The organism is Actinomadura fulvescens, assembly GCF_039533225.1.
Taxonomy (GTDB): domain Bacteria; phylum Actinomycetota; class Actinomycetes; order Streptosporangiales; family Streptosporangiaceae; genus Spirillospora; species Spirillospora fulvescens.
This window is the reverse complement of the sequence record NZ_BAAATD010000013.1, coordinates 75,999-98,359: the sequence shown is the minus strand read 5'-3', so window position 1 is coordinate 98,359 and position 22,361 is coordinate 75,999. Positions and strand designations below refer to the sequence as shown.

The following is a 22,361-nucleotide window of genomic DNA, read 5'->3' as shown; positions in this document are numbered from 1 at the left end:
CCATGCCCTCCGCCCCCAACGCAGCCGCGCCGCCACGCCGCGAGGCCGCGCGGTTCACTGCCGATGAGCTGGCCGATCCACTCGCCTTTCTCGAAGGTCTGCCGTTCCTGAGTGAGGACTTCCGCGCCCGCCGGCTGCTGGCTGGTGTGGCTGCCGTCCGGCATCGGGAAGCCCAGCAGGCAGGGAAGGCCGGGGTAACTCCGGAGGCGTGGCTGTCGCCCTCGGCGATCTACATGCTGCGCGACTCCCCGTCCATGCCCGCTGAGCCCCTCACCCCCACCCGGCGCGCTGTGATCGATGCGCAGCTTGCCGAGGCCGGGCAGCTCATGCCCGAATGGGCGTACCTCCTTTCCCTCCCTGTGCGCTACGCACGCCTGTATCCGGATCGCGGCGCGATCTCGGCCTCGTCCCGTGCCTGGCAGCAGCATGTGCTCTTGGCGGACGCCGCGTTCGCCAGCGACGCCGAGCTGGCCGAACAACTCCACCACGAGCTCGCGCATCAGTGGTTCTACCTCCTGCAAGAGCTGTGGCCCTTGGAAGAGGAGGGTGCCCCCGGCATCACCCTGCCGTCTGGTACCAGCGGCCGCAGCCCGGCCGAGGTCCTGGGCGCCGTGCACGTCGCCGCGGTGCTCATCCGCCGCTACGACACCGTCGGTGGCGCCTCGCTCGACCGCTTGGAGAGCCTCGCCGCCTACGGCACCGCCTGCCTGGACCGCGTCGACCACCTCACACCGGTCGGAGAGCAGATCGCCAAACACCTCGCCCGAAGCCTCTACTGACGACCCGGAGGAGCCCGATGACCCAGACCACAGCACCCGCCGCCGCCGCGGCGCCCGATCTCGCCGCGCCGCCCCCACCCCTGCCACGCCCGGTGCTTCAGATGTGGCGGACACCGATCTACCAGGCGGACTGCCCCGGCGCCGAGGACCACCTGCCGATCCTGCGGGACCTCATCCTGGACGCGGAGAAGACCGACACCCAGGCTGCCAACTTCGGTGGCATCGACGCGATCAAGTCGTCTCAGACGATGCTGACCTGGGATCACCCGTCCATCGACTGGCTCAAGGCCCAGATCTCCGCGGCCGCGGTGGCGTTGGCCGCAGATGTGCTCGGCGGTGCGGCCAGCGAGATCACCGGACACGGCGTGGACGCCGAGGCGTGGGCGGTGGTGTACCGGTCAGGCGGCAGCCTGCGCCCCCACACTCATCACGACTCGGCATGGAGCGGCGTGCTGTACGTCGCCGCCGACGCCAGCGGCGCAGATGAGGCCGGATATCTCCAGATGCTCGACCCCAGGCCCGCCGCCGTCGGCTGCCAAGCGTCACCTGGGGTGGTGCGGTTTCAGCCCGTCCCGGGACGCATGATCGCCTTCCCCGGCTGGCAGCCGCACTCGGTGCGCGCCACCGCCAGCGACAGCAACCTGCGTATCGCGATCGCCTGGAACGTCGCCTACCACGAGATCTTCACGGGGATGTCATGACCCTGACCCACACCACCACCGCTCAGACGGCCAGCACCGCCACCGTGACCCGGCACTGGGGCACGCCCGTCCTGACCATCGCACTGCCGCTGGACGACATCGTCCATCCCGACCTGGCCACGACCGGGCCGGACGGTCCCGCCCTTGAAGTCCTCAACGTGGAGGACGCACTGGCCGACCCCGACCGGCTCCAAGCCGAGTTCCGCGCCACGTTCGCGGCGCTGGCCGCCACCTATCCACCGCAGATCCGCCCCGACGTCACTGACGTCGACCTGGAAGTCCAGGTGTGGCGGTACGGGTACGACGAACCCGCCGCCGGCCACGCGGCCGACTTGGTCGGATGGTGCGTCCTGGCCGCCAGCCAGGCACCGACCCACACCGAGTCCGGCGCCCTGGCGCTCGGCGACCCCCGGGCCGGAAGCGCGATGACCGCCATGCCCGGCCTGCCCTGGGGACGCCAGCACATGGTGCGCCCGATCCCCGGCGCGCACCTGGCCGCCCCTGGCTGGCTCACCTCGTCTGTCGTACCCCTCGAACGCGGCCAGTTCGTCGTGGCCGCGATCGCCAAGTCCGTCCGGTAACCCGCCGGGCAATCCCCACGAGGAAGGGAAGCACACCCATGACACAACCCAGCGAGAGGGCAGCGACCAGCCTGCGGTTGGAGGCCCCCGGGCTCGGCCTCGGCCTGGACCCGGAGGAGATCGAGGCGCTCATGGACGCCACCACCAAGGGCCTCATCGTCCCCCAAACGCCCTGCGACAAGGGCATGCAGGACAACTACGCCCTGCGCTCTGAGGCGAAGACCACATTGGTGAAGGCCACATTGGCGCCGGCCTCCTAGCCAGCGCCTCACCTGGCGAGCGGCACCTGAACCGCCCGCCTGGAGGAGCCCCGGCACGCACCCCGCGAACCGCGCCTGTCGAGTCGACACGCCCAGCGGACGGGGCTCCTCCACCACCGCCCGTCCGCGCTGAGCGAGCCGACGTGCGCAGCGAGTGATAGTTGCCACCTGGCTCGTCGAGAGGCGGTTTTCGCCCTCCGGGACGGACTAGATTTAAGGGTCATCAGTGGCGCCTGGGAGGGGAAACGTGGCCGAAAATTACGTCCACCTGCATGTTCACACCGAGTACTCCATGCTGGACGGAGCGGCCAAGATCTCCCCTCTGGTCAATCGAGCCGCCGAGCTCGGGATGCCCGCGGTCGCGATGTCCGACCACGGCAACATGTTCGGCAGCTATGAGTTCTGGAAGGCCGCCAACAAGTCCGACGTCAAGCCGATCATCGGCATCGAGGCCTACGTCGCGCCGGAATCCCGGTTCACCAAGAAGCCGATCACCTGGGGCGACCCCTCCCAGAAGAAGACCAACGAGGAGACCGGTGAGGGCGGCGACGTGTCGGCCTCCGGCTCCTACCTGCACAAAACGATGTGGGCCAAGAACGGGCCCGGCCTGAAGAACCTGTTCAAGATCTCCTCCCTGGCGTCGCTGGAGGGCCACTACCGCAAGTGGCCGCGGATGGACGACGAGCTGATGGCCGAGCACGGTGAGGGCATCATCGCCACCACCGGCTGCCCGTCCGGCGCGGTACAGACCCGGCTACGCCTGGGCCAGTTCGACGAAGCGCTGAAGACCGCCGCCAAATACCAGGAGATCTTCGGCAAGGAGAACTACTTCCTGGAGCTGATGGACCACGGCCTGCCGCTGGAACGCCGGGTCCGTGACGACCTGCTGGAGATCTCCCGCAAGCTCGGCATCCCACCGCTGGTCACCAACGACAGCCACTACGTCACCGAGAACCAGGCCGAGGGCCACGACGCGCTGCTGTGCGTCGGCACCCAGTCCCTGCTGAGCGACCCCAATCGGTTCCGGTTCGGCGGCTCGGGCTACTACCTCAAGACCGCCGAGGAGATGCGCGCCATCGACAGCTCCGAGGTCTGGGGCGAAGGCTGCCGCAACACCCTGCTCGTCGCGGAGATGGTCGAGTCCTACGACGATGTCTTCGCCAAGCGTGACCTGGCCGCCAAGTTCCCCATCCCCGAAGGGGAGACCGAGGCGAGCTGGCTGCGCAAGGAGGCGATGGCCGGAGCGGTCAACCGTTACGGCGACCCGGTGCCGGCCGAGGTCATCGAGCGGATCAACTACGAGCTGGGCGTTATCGAGGAGATGGGCTTTCCCGGCTACTTCCTCGTGGTTTCCGACATCTGCCGGTACGCCAAGAACAACGGCATCTGGCTCGGCCCCGGCCGCGGGTCGGCGACCGGCAGCATGGTCGCCTACGTCACCGACATCACCGACCTGGACCCGATCGAGCACGGGCTGATCTTCGAACGGTTCCTCAACCCCGAACGTGTCTCCATGCCCGACGTCGACCTGGACTTCGACGACCGTCAGCGGGAAGACATGATCCGCTACGTCACCGAGAAGTACGGCCGTGACAACGTCTCGCTGATCATCACCTACATGACGATCAAGTCCAAGGCCGCGATCAAGGACTCGTGCCGCATCCACGGATTCCCGTTCGCGCTCGGTGACCGCATCACCAAGGCGTTCCCGCCCGCCAACCAGGGCAAAGAGATCCCCCTCACCGCGATCTTCGACGAGAACCACCCCCGCTACCCTGAGGCGACCGAGCTACGGCAGATCTACGAGGAAGACACCGACGTCAAGCGCGTCACCGACACCGCGCTCGGCATCGAGGGACTAACCCGCGGTACCGGCGTCCACGCCGCCGGCGTGATCCTGTCGTCTGAGCCGCTGCTCGACGTCATGCCGATTCATCAGCGCCCCGACGACGGCGCCCGCATCACCGGGTTCGACGGTCCCTCCTGCGAGGAACTCGGCGCCCTCAAGATGGACTTCCTGGGCCTGCGGAACCTGACGATCCTGGGCGACGCCGTCGACAACATCCGCACCAACCGCGGCATCGAGCTGGACATGTCGACCATCCCCATGGACGACGACAAGACCTACAAACTCCTGCGCGACGGGTGGACCCTCGGCGTCTTCCAGCTCGACTCCACCATGATGCGCGACCTCACCAAGCTGATGGCCCCCACCGAGTTCGAGGACGTCTCCGCCGTCCTGGCGCTCGGCCGGCCCGGCCCGATGGGCGCCAACGCCCACGTCAACTACGCGCTCCGCAAGGCCGGGCAACAGGAGATCACGCCGATCCACCCCGAGCTGAAAGACGCGCTCGACCCGATCCTCGGTCACACCTACCACCTGGTGGTGTACCAGGAGCAGGTCATGGCGATCGCCCAGCAACTCGCCGGGTACACCCTCGGCGGCGCCGACATCCTGCGCCGCGCGATGGGCAAGAAGAAGAAAGAGGAGATGGACAAGCAGTGGGCGCGCTTCTCCCAGGGCATGGCCGACAAGGGCTACTCCGCCGAGGCCGCCCAAGCCGTCTGGGACGTCCTGGTGCCCTTCTCGGCCTACGGGTTCAACAAGTCCCACACCGCCGGGTACGGGCTGGTGTCCTATCGCACCGCCTACCTCAAGGCCAACTATCCCGCCGAGTACATGGCGGCACTGCTGACCTCGGTCGGTGACAACAAGGACAAGATGGCCGTCTACCTCGGCGAAGCCCGCCGGATGAAGGTCAAGGTCCTGCCGCCCGACGTCAACAAGTCCGTCGGCCGGTTCGCCGCGGTCGGCGACGATGTCAGCTTCGGCCTGGGCGCCATCCGCAATGTCGGCGAGAACGTCGTCGACGGCATCATCACCGCCCGCCAAGAAAAAGGCGCCTTCACCGACTTCCACGACTTCCTGGCCAAAGTGCCGATGGCGGTCTGCCACAAGCGCCCCATTGAATCGCTCATCAAGGCGGGCGCGTTCGACTCCCTCGGACACAAGCGCAAGGCCCTGCTGATGGTGCACGAGCAAGCGGTTGACTCGGTCACCAGCGAGAAGAAGAACGCCGCCCATGGCCAAGACTCACTGTTCGGCGGCCTGGACGACGGCGACGCCACCGGCGCCTCCATCGCGGTCACGATCCCCGACGACCAGGACGAGTGGGACAAGACCACGCTCCTGCAGTTCGAACGGGAGATGCTCGGCCTGTACGTCAGCTCCCACCCGCTCGACGGCGCCGAACGCATCCTTGAGCGCAACCGCGAAGCCACCACCGCGGAAATCATCGCTGGCGGCCGCGAGGGAATGGTGCGGCTGTCGGGCATCATCGCCGGCCTCGACCGCAAGGTGACCAAGCAAGGCAACACCTGGGCCATCGTCAGGCTCGAAGACCTCGACGGCAGCATCGAGTGCCTCTTCTTCCCCAAGGTGTACCAACTGTACTCGCCCTCGCTGGCCAACGACGTGGTGATCTCAGTACTCGGCCGCATCAACGAACGCGACGGAAGCGTCGGCCTCCACGCCCAAGAGATGCAGGTGCTCGACGTCTCCGCGGCCACAGGCAAAGAACCACCCGTCGTCATCACCGTCAGCGCCGACCGGATCACCCAACCGATCGCGACCGAGCTCAAGCGCATTCTGAAAGCCCACCCGGGCGAGACCCCCGTCCACCTGGCCCTACGGCGGCCCGGACGCACCGGCCTGCTGATCAACCTCGAATACTTCCAGGTCCAACCCACCCCAGGACTCTTCGGCGACCTCAAGAGCCTGTTCGGCGCGGGCTGCGTAGCTTCATGACCCCGACCACTCCCGACGACGGCTCGGCATCGCAACAGGCCTCGCACGTCAACGGCGACCGTGTTGACGTCGTCGCCGCGGGCGAGGCCCCATCCTGCACACGATGTGGTGGCGAAGGGCTGCTCTCAGCCCGCGTCCCACACGGTTTCGAACGCCCGGACGGGCACCGCGTCAACGGCACCACCGTGGTCGTGCTCTGCCCACGCTGCGACGCCGGCGACCGCGCAGCCGGCGCGCTCATCACGTTCTTCCACGTACACGGCGAAGTCGAATCCGACACCGTCCAGCACTGCGCAGACCTCATCCACGCCTGGGTGGACTCCATCCACATCCCGCCCGTGAACGTCGAAGCAGTTGAAGCAGAGTTCGACGCCTGGAAACGCGGCGAACTATAGACAGCACCAGACGCCGTGCAAACGCGGCCCGCCGGACGATGTCGCTGGCTCGGGAGACCTGCCTGTATCGCGCCGCCGGCTCTTTGTCCGGTCGGCCGCCCGCTCTGGTGATCGAGAGGAAGGCTTCCAGGTTGTCGGCAGCAAGCAAAGCACGCCAGGTCGTCCGAGACTTGGTCACCGCAGTCACGCCTTGCGATCAGCAGGAGGCCGCCGACCAGCAGTGGATGCTCAACTGGGTCGACTCCGGGATCCAGCTATTTCGCGTACGCAAGCCAGACAGCCCGCCGCAGCACCTGGCCGTATACGCCGTCTTGCTCGACGAGCCGACCCGCTCGGTCATGATCGTCTCACACCGGCTGGCCCAAGCATGGCTGTTCCCGGGAGGCCATGTGGACGACGGAGAGGACCCCCGAGAGTCCTCCCTTCGTGAATTGGAGGAAGAACTGGGGATCCAGCCTCCGTTCCACCCCGCCCTCGGCAGCAACCCCTTCTTCCTCACCGTCACCCAGACCCGTGGAGAGCACAGCCACACGGACGTCACCATGTGGTTCGTTTTCCAGGCGGATCGCACAGCGCATATCACCACTGATCCCCGCGAGTTCAGTGACGTCCGGTGGGTCCCTGTCGACGATCGTGCTTCCTGGCCGAGCGGACCGTCGGATCCGGGCATGGACCGTTTCCTGGAGAAACTGGCAACCAACCTGCAGGTGGGGGAACGAACCGCTCGTTGATCTACCTCGGGATCACAGACTGCCGCTCGGGATGAGCGGCGATGCCCGAGGGGCGGTGCGTGCCAGGTAGCGCCGTCATACAGGCTGTACCAGGACCCGGAGATGGGGTAGCAGTCACTGCCGGCTGCGTGCCCGGGGTCGCAGACGTCGATGTCGATCGAGCAGAAGACCCCGTCACAGAGCATGTCCGTGGCTCGGCACTGGGCTGGTGTGCGATGGTGGCGCGGTGACGGAGCGTTGCGGCTGGTGCGGCGGACAAACCGGCGGCCTCTTCTACTACCAGGGCACACCCTTCGAGATCGATAGCGAGCCGATGGGTGACCGCTGGTTCGTCTGCGCCGAATGCCTTCCCTTTGTCGACCGCAAGGACTGGCGGGGCCTGGCGGCCCATCTGGCCGGCCCGTGGCCCGCGCCGCCGCAGGTCGTCGCGCGCTGGTGGGCCGTTGCCAGGAACCGCACGACCGACGCCATCCCCTATGCCCCGGGCAACCCGCCAGAGGCGAGCCCATGGGACCGCCTGCGGCACACGCACTGGCACGGACTCATCGCCCACCTGAACGACGACTACCGGATCAAGTCTCACTACATCGGGCCGCCCGATCGCAAGGACAGTGTCCGGACCAAAGCGACCGAAGCCCTGGTAGAACACGCGAACACGCAGCAGACCCTTGCCGCGCTCGCCACCCTCGTCCAGTGGCACTGCGCGCCCGAGCTGGAGTGGTAACACGAACCTGACGTGAACTCACTGGTCGCCGTCGTCGAGTGCGGCGGCACCAGCTACGACGGCTGCCAGGCCGCGACGGGGGAGGCCGTCAAACGGTTCATGCGGACCTGGAAACCGACGAACTAAGGCTGCCACGGCGGCGTTTGCGGCGTCCTGCGCCGCGGTGTGTGGCGACGAGGCCCTACGTCAGATGTGCGGCCAGGGCCCTTGGAACGCCTGGCGGCAAACCTCGGGGAAAGACGGGATCACTCGGCGAGTGGCAGGCAGCAGCCACGGATACCAGCCGGTTTCGAGATATTCGCCGTAGCTGCTGGAAGGGACTCGGGGCCGGACCGCCGTAGGGAGGAAAGAAGCCTTGCCCCGGGACCGACACGTACTTCGAGTTCGGTAGGGAACCGCTGACCGGCGAATGAGTGATCGACCTTCGTAGTGTCCCTGAGACCACTGCAGGGGGCCGCCGCGACGGGCCGGCGTCGGAGTGCGGGGACGGTGCGATCCTCCTCGGGCGACTTCGATCTTTGCTGCGCGTTCAATGTGCAGCGCCGCTTGGATCAACCCAGCACTGAGCCTGCTTACAGCGATGCTGCTGATGTCGTCGAACAGCTTTGCGAAGACGACAGGTGCAACCTCGGCCACCGATACACCGCCTTCTGAGCGCAGTGTGCGTGCCGAGGCTTGGCGCGTTGGCCGAGCAACAGCACGATTAGGTAGATCCAGCCGAGCAATCTCGGCGAACTAGCCCTAAGTATGTGGAAAGATGCTCTACTACCGCTACATAAATGCGAGTCGGTCGATCGACATGGAAGGAAAACTCGTTGGTTAGGTGCAGTCGGACCTCACCGAATCGGGCTCCGCATCACAAGTGTCGAGCAGTATCGGTGTGGCACTCGCCATTCTTCACCACGGTTGTCGCAGGAGTGTTCGCCCTCGTCGGAGTAGTAATCGGAACACTGATCACTGCCCATGACAGTAGATCATCAAGCCGCTTGTCATCTCAGCTCGAAATAGACCGAAATGTCAGAATTCAACGGGTTTCCCTCTACCAGGAGATGGCTGTCATTTCCTCGCGTGCCACCGCCGTGGACGGCCTGGTGTCAGGAAGGGACGCTGACCTTAGCCGATCGGACCAGGCGAAGGTCGCCAAGCTCGTCGCTGCGACAGATCAGCTCTGGCCTAGGGCACGGGCTTACGGCACTGCGGCTGCCGTCTCAGAGTTCCGCTACTTCCGCAGTCTGCTTGTCGCCACGCAAGCCTGGAACGACATCCCGGTCCGCAGCGGCAACCGATCGCTCATCCGTGAAGAGCTTGTCATTGTAGACTCTTCCATTAGCACCTGGGTGTGCACAGTGCCTGGGGCAAACTGCCCCACCGAACGCGACGTATTCCGGTACACCACCGAGGATGGCGACGAACACGTCGTCAGAACCTAGATACTGCTGTGCGACAACCGCCGATGACGTGTGCCCATCTGTCGCTGGCAGATCGAACTAGGTGCCCCTGAGGAGGCTGTTCTACGATCCCGGAGGATTGTTCCTGGCGCGTTCCATAGGGAATGCTGTCGCTTGCGGTTCTGTCGGAGAAGCTGCCCCTCGACGGCGGGCGGCGTGATCTCCGAGACGATCGGCGCCTACTCCTACCGGCCCGGCGTCGCGGTCGGCCGGGGCGGCCGTGACCTTACCGACGCCGACCGGCCTGGGCTCGCGCCCTACCGGCGGTCGACCGGCCTCACGATGCTCCGGTTTTGAGAGGGCCTCGTTAGCCACAGGGCAACCGATCAAAGTAGTCGCCTTTTCGAGGCCGCACAGGTCAAGCCGCCGCCCCAGGTGCCGCCGTAGATTGACTCGGCGGCCCAGACGACTTCCTGAAGCGCGACGGGCGTACGCGTGCCGCAAGTGCCCCAGTGCCCGACGACACGGGCTGGCATCGTTGACTTTGTGGATGTACCAGACCAGCGCGTGGCCAGCCCTTGCGGCGTCACAAACGCAGCTCACCTGAAGGACAGCGACGACCTCGACGAGGCCGGCCTACTGCCCGATGAGGCAGACGTTGTCGACCACGTATCCCGCCAGGTGCTAGCCCGCCCCGTCGACCCTTGCGAGTGGATCCCCATAATCTGAGCAGAGCGCCACGACCGCAGGAACAGACGTCCAGAAGTCTCGGCGAGACTTCTCGCGCTCCTGCCTGCCTGGGCAATCGACCCACTCCCGCAGGACCTTGGCCAGCCCGGTCGGCCGGTGAGAGCTGCTGCCGGAGCACCTCCGCAACGGCCTCGCAGTAGCCCAGCTGGTCCAGCTGGTCCAGCTACAAGGCGGCCAGCCAGCGGCCGGTGGTATCTGACACAGGCTCAGAATCGGTCATCGGTGGTAGGGGAGAAGCGAGAGGATGCACAGCGGGATGGTTTGGTGGAGTTCATCGGGCATGCCGCTGAAGGGGACTGTCGAGTGAGGTCACGTCAATTCGCCACCGAGCTGGAGCCGTTGACCGTCCAAGAGCTGCGGCAGGCGGGCCTGGAGCTACCCGGCTTGGAGAGCATCACGGTCGAAGTGGCGCACTCGGGTGGCCGCAAGCGCCACGTGCCCGCGCCGCAGCAGGACCGGTGGAGGGCGAGGGCCTGTCAGCATGCTCCCTCCGGCCCCGGCGAGCCCGCCGTGCTGATCGATATCTGGGACGAGGTATGCGTTCGATGCCGGCCAGGGCTGGCGCTGACCCCGGGGCAAGCAGCCACGTGGCACGTTGCCTGCCAGGTAGTGCACTTCGACGCCGAGCTCGGGCGCCGCAGCAGCGACACCAGCCCGCGCACCTGGTTGGGATACGCCAGGGCCTTGGCCGCAGCGCCCTGGCACCTCACCAGCAAAGTCGTGGAACGGCTGGACCAGATCGACGGCGCCCTGGCCGACGACCGGGACGCCCTGGCCCACGGGTGGCAAGCCTGCCTGACCCGCTGGGAGGACTTCCTGTCCGACTACGGCGCCTGCGCACCCGCTGTCGGTACGGCAACCGCGGCCTCGGCGGCATGCGAGAAGGTCGCCGGCCATCCGCGGCTGCACCAGCAGGGTGAGACGTTGGCGCGGATTGTCGGCGCCGCGGACACCTGGGGCCGGCCCTATCGGTTGGCCGGCCTGGTTCTGGAAGCGTGGAAGGTGGCCCGGTCACGCGGTGGGGACGCGGCGGCCAGCCGGGATTCTGCGATCAGCATCGCCGGCAGGCAGCTGGCCGGACGGCCGGTCCGGGACGTGTCCCTGCTGCCGCGCCCCTCGCACACCCCCTATCAAGGCGAATGCTCAGTCGCGGCATGGGCCGAGCGGGAATTCGACCATGTATGGCGGGAAATCGTGGCTGGCTGGATCGATCTGCTGGAGGACGCCTACCAGCCCGGCGAGGGGGAGGCCGCTGCTGAGCAGTTGATCTTGGTCGGCTGCTTTCCGCTGACCCGCGACCGTGATCGCGATCTGTCCTATCTGTCGCAGTTTCCTCAGCGCGGCCGTGCGGTTCCAGCCGGGCACCGCCCGATTGAGAATGAGTGGGGAGTGGCAGGCCAGGAACGCTGTGAAGCGGTCGTGCTGCAGGTGCCGCAGTCAGCGGCACGCCATGCCGTCCAGCTGACCGAACACGATCCCCGTCAGGACATCACGCTGGGTCCGGTCGTGGCCGCCGGCGATGTCCCCGCGGCCGATCAGATCCTTGACCTGCTGCGGACGGCCTATCCCTATCTGCCGGAGGACGTGCACGGTGATGGGGCCCGGCCGCGGCCCACGCAGACGGTGCTGAGGGCGCGCGCGGATCTTCGGCCCCGGCACGACAACGTGATTGCGCTCCGCCCCGATGAGGATGCCCGTTCCAGCCTCTACGACCAGGCCCATGCATTCCGCGAGGGCCGCCAGCGGTGGGTGCCGGACGACACCGCGGCCGCCACCCAAGCCACCCGCGCGCTCACCGCGCTACTGGACAAGCTCTACCACGCCCCGCCGGTGGAGGTCACCGTCGAGACCGGACGCCGACCCGCCACCGGGCTGCACCGCCTCACCGGGACCCTGCTGCACTTCGACGACAAGGCCCGCACGCTCGAGCTCGCGCCCGACGGCGACCACGACCCGCTGATCATCCCGTTGCACCGCATCGTCGCAGTCACCGGAGCTCCCGAGCCGCACCCCCAGCACTCGCACCTCGGCGGCGGCGCCCGGCAGCTGGGTTGGTCGGACTACGAACCCGCGCCCCAAACTTGGTGACCACGATGTGGACCCTGCAGCATGGCTGTCGACCGGGGTGAGTTCGACCAAGCGATGACGGCAAGCCCGGGGTCGTACTTGCTCGGCAAGTGCAGATCGCCAGGCTTGCGGATGCTCTCCTGCCAAGGACATGAGGTCATTGCTGGCCAAGGTCGGCCGCCGAGGGCCGTTCCTGCCGAGGGCGCAGCTACCAACGGGCCCGGGATTTAGTGCCTAGGCGCTCAGAGGCCCTAAATCCACGCAGGGCTCAACTGTCACAGCCCTCGCCGTCGATTCCCAGCCGGGCCAGGCGCAGGCGGAGGGTTGGCGGCAGGTCGGGCTGCCGTGGAACCTCGGCAGAGGACGCGGCATCATTATCGATGATGAGCGGCCTGGCGGCGCGCAGTTCGAGCGAGGCCGCCAGGTTGATCGTCGAGGTGGTCTTGCCGGATCTGTCTACTTGACTGCTGACGACGATCTCCACCACAACCCCAATCTTCGCAAGCAAAGTGTGCCGCAATCTGGACCGTCACGAAGCAGCATCACAAAGTCCGGGCCAAGCACCTACCGGTTAGGCGGCTCTGGACGCTTCGCCTTAACGGGGGTGGGTCGAGCGTTTGGCCGGGGAGGCCGGTCACGGGTCGGATTGCGGCTGCGGTTGCCATGGTTGTACGGCGCCGCTGGCGGTCAGGTGCAGTCGCGGCACGTTGTGGTAGGCGACCGGTGGTAGCAGTGTCGCCAGCCGGTCGCCTGCGACGTCGATGACGACGCGTTGGGCCGGCTGATCGTCGTGCTGCTGAATGTAGGTGACCACGCCACGCCACCGGGCATCGACGTCGGAGCGGACCCAGGCCAGCAGGTAGACAGGCCGTGGGGGACTGCCCGACATCTGCACCATGGGCGGGCAGTCCAGATGTTCCTCCCACCTCATGCGGGCAACCTACGCCAGCCCTCGGACAGACCAGCCGGGGCGGCGCTCGTGCGGTCCCCGGGACCGGCAAGCCGACGACCGCGGTAGGCCGGGTGGCCGCATGAGACGTCGGTGCTCAAGTCGCCGGATCATTGGGGCGCCGTGCTGTTGTTGGTGTGGCTGCCAGCAAGGGCAAGCAGACGCCGTAGACGTCCGGCGATGGTGTCTTTGGTGGTGGGCGGGTCGGCGATCTGGGCGAGTTGTTCCAGGCTGAGGGCCGGGTGGGCCAGACGGAGTTGGGCGGCGTCGGTGAGCGGCTGGGGCAGCGTGACGCCGAGCCCATCCAGGACTTCGAGCGCGGTCTGGAGCTTGGCGATGGTGTCGGTGGCGGCGCGGTGCTGACGCTGGCGGTTCTGCGAGCAGGCGCCGGACAGCATCGGGGCGGTGCGGCGGGCGTGCGCGGTGCGGCGGGCGGTGGCCCAGTCGGCCGCTGTGGCGGGTGCGCCGATGCGGGTGAGCAGCGCGGTGATCTCCTCGTCGCCGCTGACGGCGGCCAGTTCGGCGGCCGGGCCCGTGGGCAGCATGCGCCGGCCCGGCGGCCGCACGGTCGCGTGCGGCACCACGTTCTCCGAGTCGCCGGGGTTGCCGGGTGTGGCGGGTAGGCGCCGGGCCAGGCCGGTGAGGGCGAGCGCGGTGGCGGTGGTGGGGCAGGCGACCGACAGTTCACTGCCGCGGGCCGGGCGCGACAGAGTGCCGGCGGCCAGGAATGCCGCCTGCCACGCCGCGACGGTGCAGCAGCGGGACGCGCTGACCACAAAGCGCGGCAGCCCGCCGTCGGCGCGCAGCGCGGTCTCCAGCAGTCCGGTCCATGTCGCCAGCCGTCCGGTGCCGGGTTCGGTGATCTGTAGTACGCGGTCGGTGTTGCCGGTCGGCCGCAGCGTGATGCGCTGTGGCCGCGCGGCGGGCGGCACCGCCAGCAGGGCGGCGCGCGCGGTGGCCGCGGCCGCGGCGCTCAGTTCGGCCTCGATGACCAGGTGCGCGCCGCAACGGTAGGTCTGCCCGGCCAGGCGCAGCAGCACCGCCAGCTGGACCTGGCGACAGCAGCGCCGCACCTGCGCCGAAGCGGTTGCGGCGGCCAGTTCGGTGCAGACCCGCTGCGGCCAGCTCACGGTGCAGTGCCCCGCTCGCCGGCGGCCCGGCTGACAGTGCGCCCGTGGTCTGCGCCGCGCTGCTGGATGACCATCGCGATGGCGGCGGACGTCAAAGCCGTGCGGTCGCGGCGGTGCCGACCTGGACCAGACTCGGCGGGCACGGCACCGACGATGTCCCCGTGAACCGTACGGTCGCCGACGGTGGCGGCGGAGGGTGTGGCGGTCTGGCAGCCGATCACGGTCTGGGTGGCTCCTGTTCGCTGAAGCGAGAGGTAGCTGCGGCAGCGTCAGGGCGCAGCGATCAAACGACGCCATCCGCCTGGCCATCCAGGCTAACGGCTGATCACACAGGCGACCAGAGCGGGCAACACCGCGTTGGAGGGTCCGAATCGGTCCACGGTTGTCCTGTCGGCCGTCACACCGCCTCTGGCAGCGGCCGGGGTGTGACATCCAGGGCTACCTGTCACCGGCTGGCCTGGTGACCTGGGGAATTGCGCTCGCCTCCGAGTGATAGTTGGCACCGGTGCTCAGAGATTGTCGCTACCTGGCAGCGTTCCCATCGTGCTTGTCACCGGGCCGGAGCGCTTCGGCCAGGGCGGACATCCACGGACTTGATCTAGGTGACAAGCATCACCGGGAGGGTGACAGATGCCGCTGGCCGTCACGCGAGAATATCTTCCCTGGTCACGGCTGCCCTGCGGTCACGCGCTCGAACACGAGTTCTATGCTTTGGTCATGCACTACGTGGATGAGGACGGGATCATCGCTGCCCGTCTCCTCGCCGTCGCCAAACGGCGCGCTGGATGGAGACGCCCAGAGGGTCAGGCGCGCCAGGACGCCGTCGCGGAACTGCAGGCCGCCGCCACGGTCACCGCACGGCCGCGCCGCCGTTCCCCGCACCCGCCACCGAGCACCCTGCGCACCGATCTCATGGCCGAGGTCGCCGGAATCCTGCGGGGCGGAGCGGTCGGCGCTGACCGTGAGCAGCGGCTCATCGCAGCGGACCTGCTCATCGACGCCGGTGCAGATCCTGCCGAGGCCGCGACCTGGGAGCCGGAGGGGCGCAGGCGGGCCACCTCTGGCGGACCGCCGTTCAGCCGGCCTGCCGGTGGGGCAGCGTCTCGACCAGGTACTCCAGCGCGAGCCCCCATCGGTCCAGCAGACGCGCCAACTCCTCGATCGAGTAACAGTAGCCCTGGAGGTAGCCATGTCGGCGGGCGCGCAGACACGGACGGCCATTGAGCACGATGTGCTCGACATCCCAGCCGTCTGGAGCCACCCACCGCATTCCCACGACACGCATGCTATGACCAGCGGAAACGTGCTCTGGCCGGGGTCGGTTGCCCGGAAAGAATCGCACCTGCCGACCCCAGGGGAGCTGACCATTCTCGCCGGACGGAATTGCCGAGTCGAGCGCACCGCAGCACAGGCGAAGGCGCCACCAGTCCCGTGCGTCGTTGAATCGCTCAAGCGGGATCGGGTCGATCCTACGTGCGCCGCTGGACGGCACGAGTATCGGATGATCTGTCTGTCGCGATGATCGGTTCCACGGGATGAGGTGGTGCAGACGCTGTTCCGCGGCCCGTGACCGCCTTAGGCCACTTCGGGCGACGGGAAGGTCACCCATAGACACATCACTTGTGGTTGGAGAAAACTACCGTCCTGTCGGCGGTGTACCGCTAAATCGTGCGCCGTAGCGGTGTCGGCGCGGACGGACCGATGTTGACGACGGATCAACCGCGAGGGTGCGCTGTGCTGAACGCGATGACGCTGGCGAGCATGGAGAGCAACGACGGCCGTGACCACATCGAAGCGACGGAGACCGCCGCGCTGGACTCTGTGGATCTGAGTCTCCTCGCCGCACTCGCCGACGACGGCCGGGCCACCTACCAGTCGCTGGCCGACCATGTCGGTTCCCTGAATGCTTAGCGTGTTCAAGCGCGTCCTTGGCCTTGGCTGGGAGATGGGCTCGTCCTTAGGCTGTCGAGGGACAGCGTGTCCGCGGGGATGAGGCGTATGACCGAAGGCTCGGGCGGCGACGAAGCCGAATCGATGCGGGCCGGTGTCAGAGCGCGGCTGCGGTCGGTGGGTCGAGGTGTTCGCAGGGCCACTCCGGCCAGTCTGGTGGCGGCGCTGTGTGCGGGGGCGCTGGGGCCGGTGCTCGCGGTGACCGCTGGTGCTCCTGCGGCGGTGGCGGCGACGCTGGGTGTGGTCGGGTCGGTGGGCGCCAACGTGCTCACCGATGTGGTGAACGAGGCCATCGGTTCTCTGCGGGCTGAGGGGCGTGAGCCGTCGCAGGACGAGATTGAGCGCGAGCTGGAACGTCGGATCCTGGCCGCGTTGGAGGCTGGTGATCAGCACGTTGTCGGGGAGCTTCGCCGGGAGATCGCCGAGGTGTTCCGTCAGTTCGACGTGGTGGGCGTGGCTGTCGAGGAGGCCGTGCGGTCCGGCGACCGCCAGTTGCAGGACCTGCTGGTCGCCGCACTGGCCGAGCTGGGCGGCGAGTTGTCGGATATGCGCCAGACCCTCACTGTGATCTTGCAGGGGCAACAGCGGGAGGCCGCGGCGCGTCGCGCCGATCAGCAGGTGTGGCGGCGCCAGTCCGGTGATGTGGCGCGCATGATGGATCTGCTGGCCAGGGTCGAGCAGCGGACGCGGACCATGCCTGGCCCGGGACAGCCGCAGGTGCGGTGGGCTGACGGATGCCCTTACCGGGGGTTGTATCCGTTCGAGCAGGATCAGGGCGCGATCTTTTTCGGCCGGGAACAGACGACCGATGATCTCGTTCGGCTTGCCCGCCAGCGCGTGCAGGCGCGGGGGCTGGTGGTGGTGACCGGGGCCTCTGGGTCGGGCAAGTCGTCGCTGTTGCGTGCCGGGCTGCTGCCGGCGATCGGGCGCGGCGCTCTAGAGGGCCAATGGCAGCGCTTGGTCATCACGCCCACCCGCGATCCGTTCTATGAGCTGGCCGAACACCTGTCGCGACTTGGCCGCATGGACGAGGCGCGGTTACGGCGGGATCTCACTGGAGAGCCCGCCAATGCGCACCGGGTGGTGCGGTCGGCGTTGCCGACGCGCAGCGACGCCGAACGGCTGGTCCTGGTCGTGGACCAGTTCGAGGAACTGTTCACCCTTGTCCACGACGAGGCGCAACGACGCGCCTACATTGCTGCCCTGCATGCCGCCGCGACCACGTCGATCGGACCGCACGACCGGCCGCCGGCGCTGGTGGTGCTGGGAGTGCGAGGGGATTTCTGGGGCCGCTGCGCCGACCACCCCGAGCTGGTACCGGCCCTGCGGGAGGGGCAGTTCGTTGTCGGCCCGATGCGCCCGGACGAGTTGAGGCGGGCCATCACCGGCCCCGCTGAGGCAGCCGGAGCGATCGTCGAGGACAACCTGGTCAGCACAATCTTGGCTGATCTGCCGCGCGCGGTGAGCGCGTTGCCTCTGCTCTCCCAGGCGATGATGCTGACCTGGGAGCATCAAGACGATGGTCGGCTCACGGTCCGGGGATATGAGGAGATCGGCGGGGTCGCACATGCCATCGCCAAGAGCGCCGACGCGACATACCGGCGGCTGTCGCAGCGTCAGCAGGAACTTGCACGCACGGTATTTCGCCGGATGGTCATCGTGGCCGACGGGCAGGTGCGGCTGCGCCGGGTGGAACGGGCGGGGCTACCCTCGGGGGCCGGGGCAGACGATCTGACCGCAGTGCTGGAGGCGTTTACCGCCGCGCGGCTTGTGGTCCTCAACGACGACACCTGCGAAATCGCCCATGCGGTGCTGGTGGAGGCATGGCCGCGGCTGCGGTCCTGGCTGCAGGACGATGTCGCCGACGACGCGTTGTTCAACCAGCTGTCCGAACACGCCCGCGAATGGGACCAGCAGGACAGGGATGCCTCCTTCTTGTATCGAGGGGTCCGTCTGGAAGACATCAGGCAGCGTCAAGCGCAGTGGCGTCAGGACCCCGATCGCTATCGCGAACTCGACGGTGTGGTGGGCGAGTTCCTCCAAGCCGGAATCCGTGCCGCGACCCTGCGCAAGCGCCGATGGCGCATCATCGTGGCCCTTCAAACGGTGCTGCTGTTGCTGGCGGTGGCCGGATTCGTCAACGCCCAGCAGTCCGGCGCGGCCGCCGGCCGCGAACGCGAGCGGGCGGTGTCGCGCCAGTTGGCCGCACGCAGCGACAGCCTGGCCAGCACTGCCCCGGCGACCGCGTCCCTGCTGGCGGCGGCCGCCTGGCGCACCGCCGACACCGACGAAGCCCGCCACAGCATGTTGAACGTGCTGGCCCGCCCCGCTCGTGGACTGGTCGGGGTGCACGGCGGCGCCGTGTCCCGGCTGGTGTTCGGCCGTGACGGCGCTCAGTTGGCCAGCTTCGGTTCCGACGGTGTGGTTCGACGCTGGAACGTGGCCGCGCGGCACGCGGTGGGCCAGCCCCTGGCCGCCAAGTCGGCTGACGACAGCAACCTCGAGGGCGTGGGCATCAGCCGCGATTTCAAGATCGCGGCGCCGTTCGAGGAAGGAGATCGCACGATCCGACTCTGGGACTCCGTCACCCGCCGCCATCTAGGTGACGTGGTCGCCCCGGAGGGAAAGTTCGGATTCGGGTGGCGGACGGCGGAGTTCACCCCCGACGGCACCTTGCTGGCCAGCGAAGGCCAGACCGAAGGAGTCCAACTGTGGGATGTGCGGACGCTGCGTCCCCACGGCAAACCGATCGCCACCGCTGACGGTTCCAAGATGCTGGCGTTCGACCGCGACGGCCGAACACTGGCCATCAGCGACGGTTCAGACGAGGACAACATACGGCTGTGGGATGTCGCCCGCCATCGCCGTGCGGACGTGCGACCAGAGTCGGTCCCAGGTCTCACCGCCCTGACGCTCAGCCCCGACGCAACCACGTTGGCGGCCGCCGATTCGGCAGGCGCGGTGTGGTTTTGGGACCTGACCCGGCCGCGGCCACGCGCCCAAGGATTCTCCGTCCACACCGGTCAGGTCACCTCCCTGGCGTTCTCTCCCGACGGCGCGATGCTGGCCAGCGCCGGAGTCGACCGCACTGTCCAGCTGTGGAACGTACGCACCCGGCAATGGCGTGAATCGCTGACCGACACCGCCCATCCCGCCAGCACGCTGACGTTCAGCCCCGACGGCCAAACCCTGGCCACCGGCAGCAGCGACGGCACGATCCAACTCCTGGACACCACCGTGTTGCGCCCCCTCGGCGGCCCCATCCGCGGCCACGGCCAAGCCATCCGGAGCACCGCGTTCACCCCTGACGGCAAACACATGATCAGCGGCGGAGACGACGCCACGGTCAAGATCTGGGATCGGACCACGCGGCGCCCGTCCAGCCCGCCTCTGCCCGGCCGACCCAACGAGTACCTCATCACCACCGCCCTCAGTCCCGACGCAGGCACCCTGGCGACCCTGCTCTACCGGCCCCAATCCCAAGACAAGGGCAACGCCGTCCAGCTGTGGAACCTGGCCGCCAGACGCCCGATCGGATCGCCGATCACAGAGCCCGGCCACAAGATCACCTCACTGGCCTTCAGCCCCGACGGCCGCACCCTGGCCACCGCCGCCACCCTCGACGACACCGACCGCCACAACCTGATCCAGGAATGGGACGTGGCGACTCAACGAAAGACCCGGCCTCCTCTGATCACCAGGGTTGACCCGGCCAGATCGATGGCCTTCAGCCCCGACGGCCGTCTCTTGGCCACCGGCAGCGGAGACACCGGGCAATTTGCCTGCGAAGGCGACGGCGTCTGCGGTGTCGGCGAAGGTACAGCCACCACCGCCCAAATCTGGGACCGGCACGCCCAGCGCCAGATCGCAGGGCCACTGCAAGGCCACAGCGGTTCGGTTAACACGATCTCCTTCAGCCCCGACGGCCGTCTGCTGGCAACCGGTGGCGGTGGCCGGGTCATCTGCCACGGAAAGTCCCGGGAATGCGGCGCTATGACCAGCGCCGGAGACGACACTGCCAAGCTGTGGAGTCCGGCGACCGGACGCCAGGTCGGCCCACCCCTGAGCGGCCATACCGGCGCAGTCACCGCCGTGGCCTTCAGCCCCGACGGCCGTCTGCTGGCCACCGGCAGCGCAGATGGCACCGCCCGACTCTGGGACGTGCGCACCCGACGCCCGGTCGGATCCCCACTCACCGGACACACCAAAGCCATCAACAGCCTGGCCTTCAGCCCCGACGGCGCCACCCTGCTCACCGGCAGCGACGACCAGACCCTGCGTCAATGGGATGTCGTCCTACCCGCGGATCCCCTGATCGATCGGGTCTGCTCCCAGCTGGGCCCGGCCCAGTTCAGCGCTCAGGAGTGGAACGCCTACGCCCCCGGCCGTCCCTTGCAACAACCATGCCGGTGAAGGAGGAGCATTGCCGAAACAACGCGGGCTCAGAGCAGAACCGCACGGCTCGCCCACACGTCGTGGGCGGGTGGCCGCGAACACCTCTCTCCTCGTTGTCGCGCTGGCCGGGTGCAGTGAAGGGACACCACCGACCACACCGAAGAATCCGCCGACGGCAGTATCGCCAACGTCCACCACTACCCGCCAAGAGGCCGCTTCAGCTACCGCCTCCGCGCCGCCCGGCAAGACCTTGACCTGCCCCAAGCCGACATGCCGACTCACGATCAGGACCGGTGATCAGATCCGCTTTGCCGAAAGACTCCAACCAATGGCGGTGACGGTCAACGGCAACGTCGTACGGCTCGAGGAGCAACCTCCAGACGACCGCACATGGAAAGTCACCTTCACCACCTCGGGAACGCTGACCCTCAACGGCATTACGTTCCGCGGTGCCGACGCTCAGGGACCGGCAGTAGTCCTCACCGTGAGATACCCATAGCCCTACCCCCGACGAATGCGCTGCTCCACAGGCCGTTCCACAGAGTCCTTTGGCTCACCAACCGAGCCAAGCAGCGAACATAGTGAACAGATGAACTTGACAGGGAATGTTGGTCTGTCACGGACCGCGGCCAGGACCCGGGTGCAGCTTTTGCTGGACTCTGGGGTGGTGCGGGTGATCGGCGCAGTGCATCCGCAGGTCTGCGGTCTGCACGTCGACGCATGGCTGCTCGTCGGCACCTGCGGTGACGCCACAACGGTCGCCGCCGAGCTGGCCAGCCGGGCCGCCGTCTACGCTGCGCAGATCACCACGGGCGGCCACGACGTGATGCTTCGGGTCCGCACCCGAGACGACCGCGCGCTCGCGGCCGAGGTCAATCAGATCCGTCGTCATCCGGGCGTAGACACGCTAGGAGTGCTGAGAGTGGCCGAGCCGATCACCGATGGGCTGGTGCCCGCACCACTGAGCACACAGCCAGAGCTGGACGAGGTGGACTGGCCGCTGATCAGCATCCTTGCCCGCGACGGCCGCGCCCCGTTCACCGCGCTCAGCTCTGGTATCGGACTCTCGCAGGCAGCCACCCGATCCCGGACTCTGCGGCTGCTGCACGAGGAGACCGTGGCGATCAGAGCGGTCATCGACGCACAGCGTGTGCGCCTGCGCGCCACAGCAGGGTTCGGCCTGCAGCTCGCCGACGATGCCGACGCCGTCACCGCACCGCTCACACGCCTCGGCGGGGTGACATCGCTGGCGTTGGGATGGGGCCCTTACGAGGTCTTCGGTGAGGTCACCGCCGAGTCGCCGCGGCGGCTGGCGACCTCCTCAGCCAGATCCGCCACCTGGGCGGACTGCGTGGTTTCGCGTCGTGGTCGGTACTGGACGTCGTGGCGTCACCCCAACCGATTCCGATCGCTTCCCCCTATCCCGCCAGCGGACGCCGCACCAGCGCCACCAGTGGCCGGTTGGGTACCTGGGCAGGCGCGGGCGAAGTGAGTGGCCCGGCAGCCTAGATGGACGCCTGCACCAGCTCACTGCTCACCCGTCGGCGCCGTGCGCGCCGTGCTACAAGGGGTCGGACAAATTCAGATCCCGCGCGTCTTCGCAGGCCCGGCGTAGGGCGCCTGACGCGCTTGTCGGCGTCGGCGTGGTCCTATGCCCGCCGAGAGGACGTCCTGGGACGTCGCTGACAAACACCTCACACATCGCCCCCAGGTACGCCAGGGTGATCGTGCGTAGGAGTGGAGCGGAGCCATG

17 protein-coding genes are annotated in these 22,361 nt (G+C 67.8%); 13 read left to right on the top strand and 4 right to left on the bottom strand.

The features are described 5' to 3' along the window. Positions 1–2 precede the first annotated feature (2 nt). The 10 genes from ABD333_RS37005 (at position 3) to ABD333_RS36960 (ending at position 12,205) form a co-directional block, all read left to right on the top strand. A complete protein-coding gene (locus ABD333_RS37005; RefSeq protein ID WP_344547242.1) occupies positions 3–779 on the top strand; it encodes a hypothetical protein in 777 nt (258 codons plus the stop codon). Positions 780–796: 17 nt separating this feature from the next. Beyond that, positions 797–1,480, top strand: a complete 684-nt coding sequence (locus ABD333_RS37000; protein ID WP_344547241.1) for a putative 2OG-Fe(II) oxygenase — start codon at positions 797–799, stop codon at positions 1,478–1,480. Continuing rightward, the gene (locus tag ABD333_RS36995; RefSeq protein WP_344547240.1) at positions 1,477–2,061 is read left to right on the top strand and encodes a hypothetical protein; all 585 of its coding nucleotides are present in this window, start codon (positions 1,477–1,479) and stop codon (positions 2,059–2,061) included. Before ABD333_RS37000 ends, ABD333_RS36995 begins: the two co-directional genes overlap by 4 nt. Positions 2,062–2,099: 38 nt before the next feature. Continuing rightward, entirely contained in the window at positions 2,100–2,321 is a 222-nt protein-coding gene (locus ABD333_RS36990) for a hypothetical protein (RefSeq protein ID WP_344547239.1), read from the top strand. A gap of 247 nt (positions 2,322–2,568) precedes the next feature. Continuing rightward, a complete protein-coding gene (gene dnaE / locus ABD333_RS36985) occupies positions 2,569–6,129 on the top strand; it encodes a DNA polymerase III subunit alpha (RefSeq protein ID WP_344547238.1) in 3,561 nt (1,186 codons plus the stop codon). Beyond that, positions 6,126–6,524, top strand: coding sequence for a DUF6300 family protein (locus tag ABD333_RS36980; RefSeq protein ID WP_344547237.1), 399 nt, complete (start codon positions 6,126–6,128; stop codon positions 6,522–6,524). The genes dnaE and ABD333_RS36980 overlap by 4 nt, the downstream gene beginning before the upstream one ends. A gap of 170 nt (positions 6,525–6,694) precedes the next feature. Continuing rightward, complete coding sequence (locus ABD333_RS36975; RefSeq protein ID WP_344547236.1) at positions 6,695–7,255, top strand: NUDIX domain-containing protein; 561 nt, start codon at positions 6,695–6,697, stop codon at positions 7,253–7,255. 226 nt (positions 7,256–7,481) lie between these two features. Then, positions 7,482–7,979, top strand: a complete 498-nt coding sequence (locus ABD333_RS36970) for a hypothetical protein (protein ID WP_344547235.1) — start codon at positions 7,482–7,484, stop codon at positions 7,977–7,979. A gap of 1,604 nt (positions 7,980–9,583) precedes the next feature. Beyond that, entirely contained in the window at positions 9,584–9,724 is a 141-nt protein-coding gene (locus ABD333_RS36965; protein ID WP_344547234.1) for a hypothetical protein, read from the top strand. A gap of 657 nt (positions 9,725–10,381) precedes the next feature. Beyond that, positions 10,382–12,205: a hypothetical protein gene (locus ABD333_RS36960; protein WP_344547233.1), complete on the top strand. Its 1,824-nt coding sequence runs from the start codon at positions 10,382–10,384 to the stop codon at positions 12,203–12,205. Positions 12,206–12,452: 247 nt separating this feature from the next. On the opposite strand, the gene ABD333_RS36955 is transcribed toward ABD333_RS36960, so the two are convergent. The 4 genes from ABD333_RS36955 to ABD333_RS36940 form a co-directional block, all read right to left on the bottom strand. Beyond that, entirely contained in the window at positions 12,453–12,671 is a 219-nt protein-coding gene (locus tag ABD333_RS36955; RefSeq protein WP_344547232.1) for a ParA family protein, read from the bottom strand. A 147-nt stretch (positions 12,672–12,818) separates the two neighbouring features. Beyond that, positions 12,819–13,115 (bottom strand): hypothetical protein, encoded by a 297-nt coding sequence (locus ABD333_RS36950; RefSeq protein WP_344547231.1) that lies wholly within the window; start codon positions 13,113–13,115, stop codon positions 12,819–12,821. A 128-nt stretch (positions 13,116–13,243) separates the two neighbouring features. Next, positions 13,244–14,263 (bottom strand): DNA-binding protein WhiA, encoded by a 1,020-nt coding sequence (whiA, locus tag ABD333_RS36945; RefSeq protein WP_344547230.1) that lies wholly within the window; start codon positions 14,261–14,263, stop codon positions 13,244–13,246. Between the two features lie 1,075 nt (positions 14,264–15,338). Next, a complete protein-coding gene (locus ABD333_RS36940; RefSeq protein ID WP_344547229.1) occupies positions 15,339–15,539 on the bottom strand; it encodes a hypothetical protein in 201 nt (66 codons plus the stop codon). 458 nt (positions 15,540–15,997) lie between these two features. On the opposite strand from ABD333_RS36940, the gene ABD333_RS36935 reads away from it, so the two are divergent. The 3 genes from ABD333_RS36935 (at position 15,998) to ABD333_RS36925 (ending at position 22,100) form a co-directional block, all read left to right on the top strand. Next, positions 15,998–16,174 (top strand): AsnC family transcriptional regulator, encoded by a 177-nt coding sequence (locus tag ABD333_RS36935; RefSeq protein ID WP_344547228.1) that lies wholly within the window; start codon positions 15,998–16,000, stop codon positions 16,172–16,174. 87 nt (positions 16,175–16,261) lie between these two features. Then, on the top strand, positions 16,262–20,626 hold the full coding sequence (locus ABD333_RS36930; protein WP_344547227.1) for an nSTAND1 domain-containing NTPase: 4,365 nt from the start codon (positions 16,262–16,264) through the stop codon (positions 20,624–20,626). Positions 20,627–21,122: 496 nt separating this feature from the next. Further along, on the top strand, positions 21,123–22,100 hold the full coding sequence (locus ABD333_RS36925) for an Lrp/AsnC family transcriptional regulator (protein ID WP_344547226.1): 978 nt from the start codon (positions 21,123–21,125) through the stop codon (positions 22,098–22,100). Positions 22,101–22,361: the final 261 nt, after the last annotated feature.

Excerpts from the sequence above, each read along its gene's own strand:
- ABD333_RS36980 (WP_344547237.1), top strand. The coding sequence starts at position 6,126 with ATGACCCCGACCACTCCCGACGACGGCTCGGCATCGCAACAGGCCTCG.
- ABD333_RS36950 (WP_344547231.1), bottom strand. The coding sequence starts at position 13,115 with ATGAGGTGGGAGGAACATCTGGACTGCCCGCCCATGGTGCAGATGTCG.
- ABD333_RS36925 (WP_344547226.1), top strand. The coding sequence starts at position 21,123 with ATGCGCTGCTCCACAGGCCGTTCCACAGAGTCCTTTGGCTCACCAACC.
- ABD333_RS36930 (WP_344547227.1), top strand. The coding sequence starts at position 16,262 with ATGACCGAAGGCTCGGGCGGCGACGAAGCCGAATCGATGCGGGCCGGT.
- ABD333_RS37005 (WP_344547242.1), top strand. The coding sequence starts at position 3 with ATGCCCTCCGCCCCCAACGCAGCCGCGCCGCCACGCCGCGAGGCCGCG.
- ABD333_RS37000 (WP_344547241.1), top strand. The coding sequence starts at position 797 with ATGACCCAGACCACAGCACCCGCCGCCGCCGCGGCGCCCGATCTCGCC.
- ABD333_RS36990 (WP_344547239.1), top strand. The coding sequence starts at position 2,100 with ATGACACAACCCAGCGAGAGGGCAGCGACCAGCCTGCGGTTGGAGGCC.
- ABD333_RS36995 (WP_344547240.1), top strand. The coding sequence starts at position 1,477 with ATGACCCTGACCCACACCACCACCGCTCAGACGGCCAGCACCGCCACC.